6 protein-coding genes are annotated in these 5,909 nt (G+C 63.4%); 1 reads left to right on the top strand and 5 read right to left on the bottom strand.

Annotated elements, in window-relative coordinates; translation table 11 throughout:
* From EP26_RS29475 to EP26_RS29455, 5 genes are all read right to left on the bottom strand, one after another.
* The coding region (locus EP26_RS29475; protein ID WP_245624566.1) for a putative Ig domain-containing protein at positions 1-2,071 on the bottom strand (2,071 nt) is incomplete at its 3' end.
* A 1,064-nt stretch (positions 2,072-3,135) separates the two neighbouring features.
* Positions 3,136-3,441 carry a DUF4198 domain-containing protein gene (locus EP26_RS29470; protein ID WP_052389856.1) on the bottom strand — a complete coding sequence of 102 codons (306 nt, stop codon included), beginning with the start codon at positions 3,439-3,441 and terminating at the stop codon, positions 3,136-3,138.
* 32 nt (positions 3,442-3,473) lie between these two features.
* Positions 3,474-3,812, bottom strand: coding sequence for a hypothetical protein (locus EP26_RS29465; RefSeq protein WP_043344752.1), 339 nt, complete (start codon positions 3,810-3,812; stop codon positions 3,474-3,476).
* A 308-nt stretch (positions 3,813-4,120) separates the two neighbouring features.
* Positions 4,121-4,318, bottom strand: a complete 198-nt coding sequence (locus EP26_RS29460) for a hypothetical protein (protein WP_043344750.1) — start codon at positions 4,316-4,318, stop codon at positions 4,121-4,123.
* Between the two features lie 291 nt (positions 4,319-4,609).
* Positions 4,610-4,882 (bottom strand): hypothetical protein, encoded by a 273-nt coding sequence (locus tag EP26_RS29455; protein ID WP_043344749.1) that lies wholly within the window; start codon positions 4,880-4,882, stop codon positions 4,610-4,612.
* Between the two features lie 806 nt (positions 4,883-5,688).
* Between EP26_RS29455 and EP26_RS37070 the strand changes: the two genes are divergently transcribed.
* Positions 5,689-5,909: helix-turn-helix domain-containing protein (locus tag EP26_RS37070; protein WP_043338741.1), on the top strand; the 221-nt coding region annotated here is incomplete at its 3' end.

Genomic DNA, 5,909 nt, shown 5'->3' with positions numbered 1-5,909 from the left:
TGGCGATCTGGGTGCCGTTGCCCGGCGTCGCCTGGTCGAAGCGCCAGTCGCCGACCTTGACGCCGTCGACATAAAGCGAGGCACCGATGTTGCTGTCGTTCTCGTCGAGATAGGCGATGCGGACGTCGTAGGTGCCGGCCGCCACGCCCACATCGGCGAGGTCGGTCGAGGTCGTGCCGCTCTGGCCCGAGGGCAGGCGGATCACCTGGCCGCCGGAGGTGCCGGCGATGGTCTCGAAGGTGAAGCCGGTGCGGCGCTCGAAGGCTTCCGCCTCGATCCGCACCGGCGCTGCCGGCTCCTGGTCCTCGGCCTCGATGGTGAGGGCGAAGGTATCGGTGGCGGTCGCGCCGGCCGTGTCGGTGGCGGTGACGGTCAGCTGGTAGGTGCCGGCGGTGGTCGGGGTGCCGGAGAGGGTGCGGGTCTCGGCGTTGTAGGTGACGCCCTGCGGCAGGCCGGTGAGGCTGAGCGTCAGCGCATCGTTGTCCGGGTCGGTGAAGGCGTTGTCCGGCAAGGCGATGGCCAGCGCCTCGCCGACCTGACCGGTCTGGTCGGCGAACGCGTTCGCCACGAACGGCGCGCCGTTCTCATCGGCTTCAGCAGGGCCAATGTCGAGGTTGAAGGTATCGCTGACGGGAGCGTTGGTGCCGTCGGTGGCGGTGAGGGTCAGTGCGAAGGAACCGGCCGTGGTCGGGGTGCCGGTGATCGTGCCGCTCTCGGCATCAAAGGTGAGGCCTGGGGGCAAGCCAGTGAGCGTGATTTCCAGCTCGTCGCCATCCGGGTCGGTGAAGATGTTGTCCGGCAGGGTGATGGTCAGCGGTTCGCCGACCTGGCCCGTCTGGTCGGTAACCTCGTTCGCCACCTCGGGTGCTTCATTCACATCGGCTGCAGCAACCGTCAGCTGGAAGGTATCGCTCACCACTGCACCGGCGGGATCGCGCGCCGTGACGGTGATCTGCGTCGAGCTACCGGCAGCCCCGCTCGGCGGCGTGCCGCTCAACACGCCGTTCGGGGCAAGGGTCAGCCAAGTGGGCAGTTCGGTGGAGGTGAAGGTCAGGGTGTCGCCATCGGCATCGTCGAACACGGTGTCCAGGTCGAGACTGAAGAGAGAGCCTTCCACCACTTGCGCATCGTCGATAATGCCATCGGCCAGGACCGGCGGCGTGTTCTCCGGCTCTTCCTCGACTGCGGCGATGGTGACGCTGTCGATATTGGGCCCCTGGCCGTTGCTGTTGGCGAGCGAGATGATGTTGCGCCCGGCGGCGAGTTCGACGGTGATAGTCACAACCGCCCAATTGTCCCAGCCACCGACGCCGGTACCGGTGAAGTTGAGGGTTTGCGTCTGGCCGCCCGCGGTGAGGGTCATGGGCCGCGGCGCGTTATCGCCACCGCCGCCGTTGCTATAACGGAATGAGAGGGTGTAGGTGCCGGCGGTCGGGATGTTCACCGCGAAGTTCACGGCGTCGCCGGTAGCGCTGCCCATATCCATGTAGCCGGTGCCAGTGAAGCCGTCCCAAAGGCCATCGATGTTCACTTCACGGGTGGGAGGCGAGTACCCGGTACCCAGGGCCCCGACCTTCCGTGGCTGAGTGAGGTCCGAGCCAGTGCCGGTGGTGTCGTTGACGGTGAAGTCTTCGGCCTGAATGGTGAGTGGGACGAGCGTGCCGATCGTGCCGCCGATGGTGACGGAGGTTGTGGTCCTGGCCTCGTTGAGGGTGGCATCCGTGACGATGAGGGTGGCGGTGCTGGTGCCAAAGGGAAGGGCAGACCCGTTGTAAACGAAGTCGCCATTGGCCTTGGGATAGACAGTCGTACGGGTGGTGCCGCCATCGAAGCTGATCTCGGCCTTGTAGATGTCGTCGTCACGGCCGGCGACGTTGAAGGCGATGGAGGCGGCGGCGGACTTATCCAGCGGCGCGGCCGGCCCGGAGAAGGCGAGGATACCGTCGGCATCGGCGGTAGCGTCGGGCTCGGTTCCGGGGAGAACGATTTCAATGCTGTCTAGGTTGGGGCCCGCGGTGGCACCGGTGGGGATGGCGAAGGAGAGGGTATTGGTGCCGGCCTGGAGGGTCACGGTCTGGACGACGGTTTTCCAGACATTGAAGCCTTGGAGCTCGCCGCTGCTGGGGCCGGTGTTGGGGAAGGGGACATTGATGGAATTGCCGTTGTTGACGGCGAGGGCGAGGGGCCGTGTGCCAGCGGTGCCGACCGGGGCAGAGGCGTAGCGGATGTTGACTGTGTACACGCCTGCCGTCTCAACCTCGAAGCTGTAGGTGACGCGGTCGCCTGCGTCGTTGCCGAAATCGAGATAACCCGTGCCAGTGTAGCCGGGACGGAGACCGTTCGGCAGGCCGGCCGTAGTGTCCGGATTGCCTTCATTGCGGACTTGGGTGCTGCTGCTGTCGGACGCGGCCACCAGCGTGATCACACCTGTCTCAGCTTGGATCCTGATGCCAGCCATAATGTCCATCCCTCAGCCAACGACGGCGCAATTGTTGCGCTCTCCGCTGAAGCCAACGGTAACGGGTCAGATAGATTGCCTACTAGCAATGTCGCGATAATCTTCGGAATCCAATATTTTACCTGGGAACCAACCGACATTCAGTTCTCTGGATACATTTATGCTGTATTTATCAACTTATGAGTTAATTTCGAAGTGCGTGTGAAAAATTTTGTCAGTTCACGTATAGATTGCGAGGGCGCAACACCTGAAGGAAGATCATGAGCAGCCCGTAGCGGCGCAAGCTTCGGCTCCGAGTCACGGGCGGCTTCGTGGCGGAAGATGATGGCGCGGGCCCACGAACATCTCGTCCATGTCGAACAGAGTTCGCAGCTAGCCCAGGCGCCATAGGGCGCCCAGAGCGATGACATGGAATGGCTGTTGGATGTGACTTGGCGGTCGATGTCGCCATCGCTGAACTGCTTGTCGCAGAAGGAGCTGGCACTGCCGCAAGGGCTCAACGAGGTTTTGCCTCAACCACTCAGTGGCGGATAGTCAACTGCTCTAACTCATCTCCAACCTTCAGCGCCTCAGCTACCCGCGCACTACCATATGACCCTTGCAACGGAGCAAGGCGGGCAAGCCGCGAGCGCGGGACGGCCAAATGCAACTCCTCCCATCTTCCGGCTTAAGACAGCTTACCAAGCCTCCACCCAGTGAAGACCTTCAGTCACGACGAACGAAACGGTGGAAACCAGTCTTTGCTTTACATAGGCAGCATCGCCCGCGCCGCCTGCACGCTCCTCGGTGTGGACAGCTTCCATGACATAGCGCCCAGCCCAGGGTGTGGCGACTGTGACGCGGCCCTCGGCATCGGTGTGCAGGCGGCGTTCCCAGCGCGGCGGGGCCACGACGGTGACCTCGGCGCGGGGCAGGGGATTGCCGCGCAGCAACAGTGTGAAGCTGTTGGCATTCGGCGCAACGGGTACCAACTCCAAATCCATGAGACCGCGTGTCTCCGTCCGTCCCTCGCGCGTCAGCATGATGGCCGTGTGCGCTGCTCCGGCACGCGGCCATAGGGGGCGAGGCTATCCTCGACTAGCCGCACATCGCTATCCGCGGCAGGCAGGCTGGCCTGGATATGGTCTGTTTCGCGGCGCAAGGGCAGTGGCTTGGACGGGTCCTCAATGAAAATGCGCGGACCGGGAATGCGGTCGAGCAGCCCACCGCTGCGCTCGCGCGTGCCCTCGACCGGTTCACCGAAATAGGCCCGCACGGTGCCGCCCTCACGCTCAAGCCAAACCTGATGCGCCGTGACCGGAAGCGGCATGGCGAGAAGCGTGGCGGCAAGGGCTGCAAGGCGTGCCTTGGTCATGTTCATTATCCTGGTTCAAAAGGTGAGAAGCAGGCCGGCCGCAGCAGGCGCGGCGGGGCGGTCAGCATCCCGCGCAAAGCACGCTGCCGCCGCCCCAGCCAGTGAAAGCCAAGGCAGGGCAAAGGCGAGGCGGCAGTCGCAGCGTGCCGGTAAGGCGCAGCCGCCAGCGGCTAGCCGAGAACCTGCTCTTGGTCCGGCTCATTGCGAGGTAGAGCGCGCCGAAGCCGGCATAGGGTAAAGTAAGCCGAGCAGCATCATCTGGCTGCCTACACACCGGCGAGCGGCGCGTTGGCTTGACGCTTGTTCCATTAGCGCTTTCGCCCATGCCACGCCACCATCCAGGTGATCGCCTCGAGCACTGCGCCGATCGTCAGCAGCCCGAGATCGATGCAGGCGCGGACCCGGTCGCCCTTGGCGAGAGCGATGCCGAGATGGCGCCGGATGACGACCAGGTTGTTCAGCGGCGGCGGCACGAAGAGCAGCGCGCCAGGGCCGAGCTGCTGCACCCAAGTTTGCCGGCCGCGACGCAGCAGCGGATGAAGCAGGCAGAAGCGTCAAGCGCAGAAGGAGGGATGGATTTCCCGTTCCACTCGCACTCCCAGCTAGGCCGGGAGCAGCCTGCTGGCCTAAAAGACGCTGGCTGTGGGTCCGGCTTTCGTTCAGAGCAGCGTTCAGTTCGAGCCCACCGCAGACGGTGCCGTAGCTGCCACCGTGCAGCAGCAGGTTGCGGTAAGGCATATTGGTCAAGCGCTTGTTGGCGAACTTCACCAGTTTGTCCGGACTCGGTTGGGCGTAAATCACGGAAGGCGGTCCGGGCAACGCATCAACCCGTGCCATTCGGAGATGCCGCCGCTGAGGGTGGCGTCGCGGCCGCCGACGAGGCGCATGCCGTCGAGGAGCTGCGGCACGGTGCCGCTACAAATGAAATACTCATCGCGCCACCGCGTCGTACGTGTCGGTGGCGATGCCGTGGTGTAGAGGAACACCACATTGGCATTCCACGCTGCTTGGGACTCCATCCGGTCGCGCGTGACGGTCGACAGGGACAAAAAAATCTTGAGCACTGGCATCGGTCTTGGTGGCTGTGCTGCTGGCGGGTGCGCGATAACACAGGCCAGTCCATGCCCACGGCCACGCTCGGCAGGATATTGACGCCTAGTCACGCGACGGGCTCGGCAAGCGGTCAAGCCGCACCGGCGTGTGCTTCGGCGGGATGCAACATGACAAGCGCCAACGCCAAGGCTCTTCCGAGCCTACGCTGTTTGGTGGCAAGCGAAGATGTGAAGGCCATTAAAGACCCATTCTGAAATAACGAGAGGTGGATTAGCAAAAAGTCATGCGAAATGCAATTGATATTCATTATCAGTTGCGAGCGTTGTCGATGCCCTGTGAAAAGGATTACTCCCGGTACGTTTGTTGCGGGAGGCGTATATCTAGCGTGAGCTTAGCATGTTTGGGCAAGGGACATGTGGCAGTGCGAACGGGAACCGCATTGGTGCTGCTGTGTGCCGCAACGAGGCTGCAAAACGCATTGCAGGTCGCAGGATTGCACACTTTCGCCGACGCGCCGGGCTCATCGTCCTTGCCCGTCACCGTGCCTTCGGCTCGTATGACCGGCTCAATGCCCGAGCCCTCATCGACTGAGCAGGTCCCATTGAGTTTTGGTATAGGGAGTTGGTCTACTTGGGCGACGCCAAAGCCAGGGCCTTCGGCGCTGACTGCAAGTCGAGCAGGACTGGGCCTGGCGAGCTGCCGAAGCACCGCGACCGCCATCGCTGACATCATGACTATTACCAAGTCTCGGAGAGCGTGACTTGCTGGGGATTCCCAGGAGGACGGCGCTCTGATTCAACGTGGCGAACAGGGGAGCTTCGCCATGCCCATCCCACTCCGAGCTGACTTTAACGCGGCTGGGCTCCGTAGTGCGGCTCGACGGACCAAGGATGCGGCCCAGGCACGTCGCCTGTTGGCCTTGGCAGCCATTTACGATGGCGCATTGCGCACGGAGGCCGCCCGGATCGGCGGGGTGACGGTGCAGATCGTCCGGGACTGGGTGGTGCGGTTCAATGCCGAGGGTCCGGCTGGGCTGATTGACCG

The sequence above is a fragment of the Belnapia moabensis DSM 16746 genome (assembly GCF_000745835.1).
Taxonomy (GTDB): Bacteria; Pseudomonadota; Alphaproteobacteria; order Acetobacterales; family Acetobacteraceae; genus Belnapia; species Belnapia moabensis.
This window is presented reverse-complemented; position numbering and strand designations above follow the sequence as displayed.

What these genes read in the sequence shown, in the direction of transcription:
- EP26_RS29470 (WP_052389856.1), bottom strand. Translation starts at nt 3,441, where the DNA reads ATGGATTTGGAGTTGGTACCCGTTGCGCCGAATGCCAACAGCTTCACA.
- EP26_RS29465 (WP_043344752.1), bottom strand. Translation starts at nt 3,812, where the DNA reads ATGACCAAGGCACGCCTTGCAGCCCTTGCCGCCACGCTTCTCGCCATG.
- EP26_RS29455 (WP_043344749.1), bottom strand. Translation starts at nt 4,882, where the DNA reads ATGCCAGTGCTCAAGATTTTTTTGTCCCTGTCGACCGTCACGCGCGAC.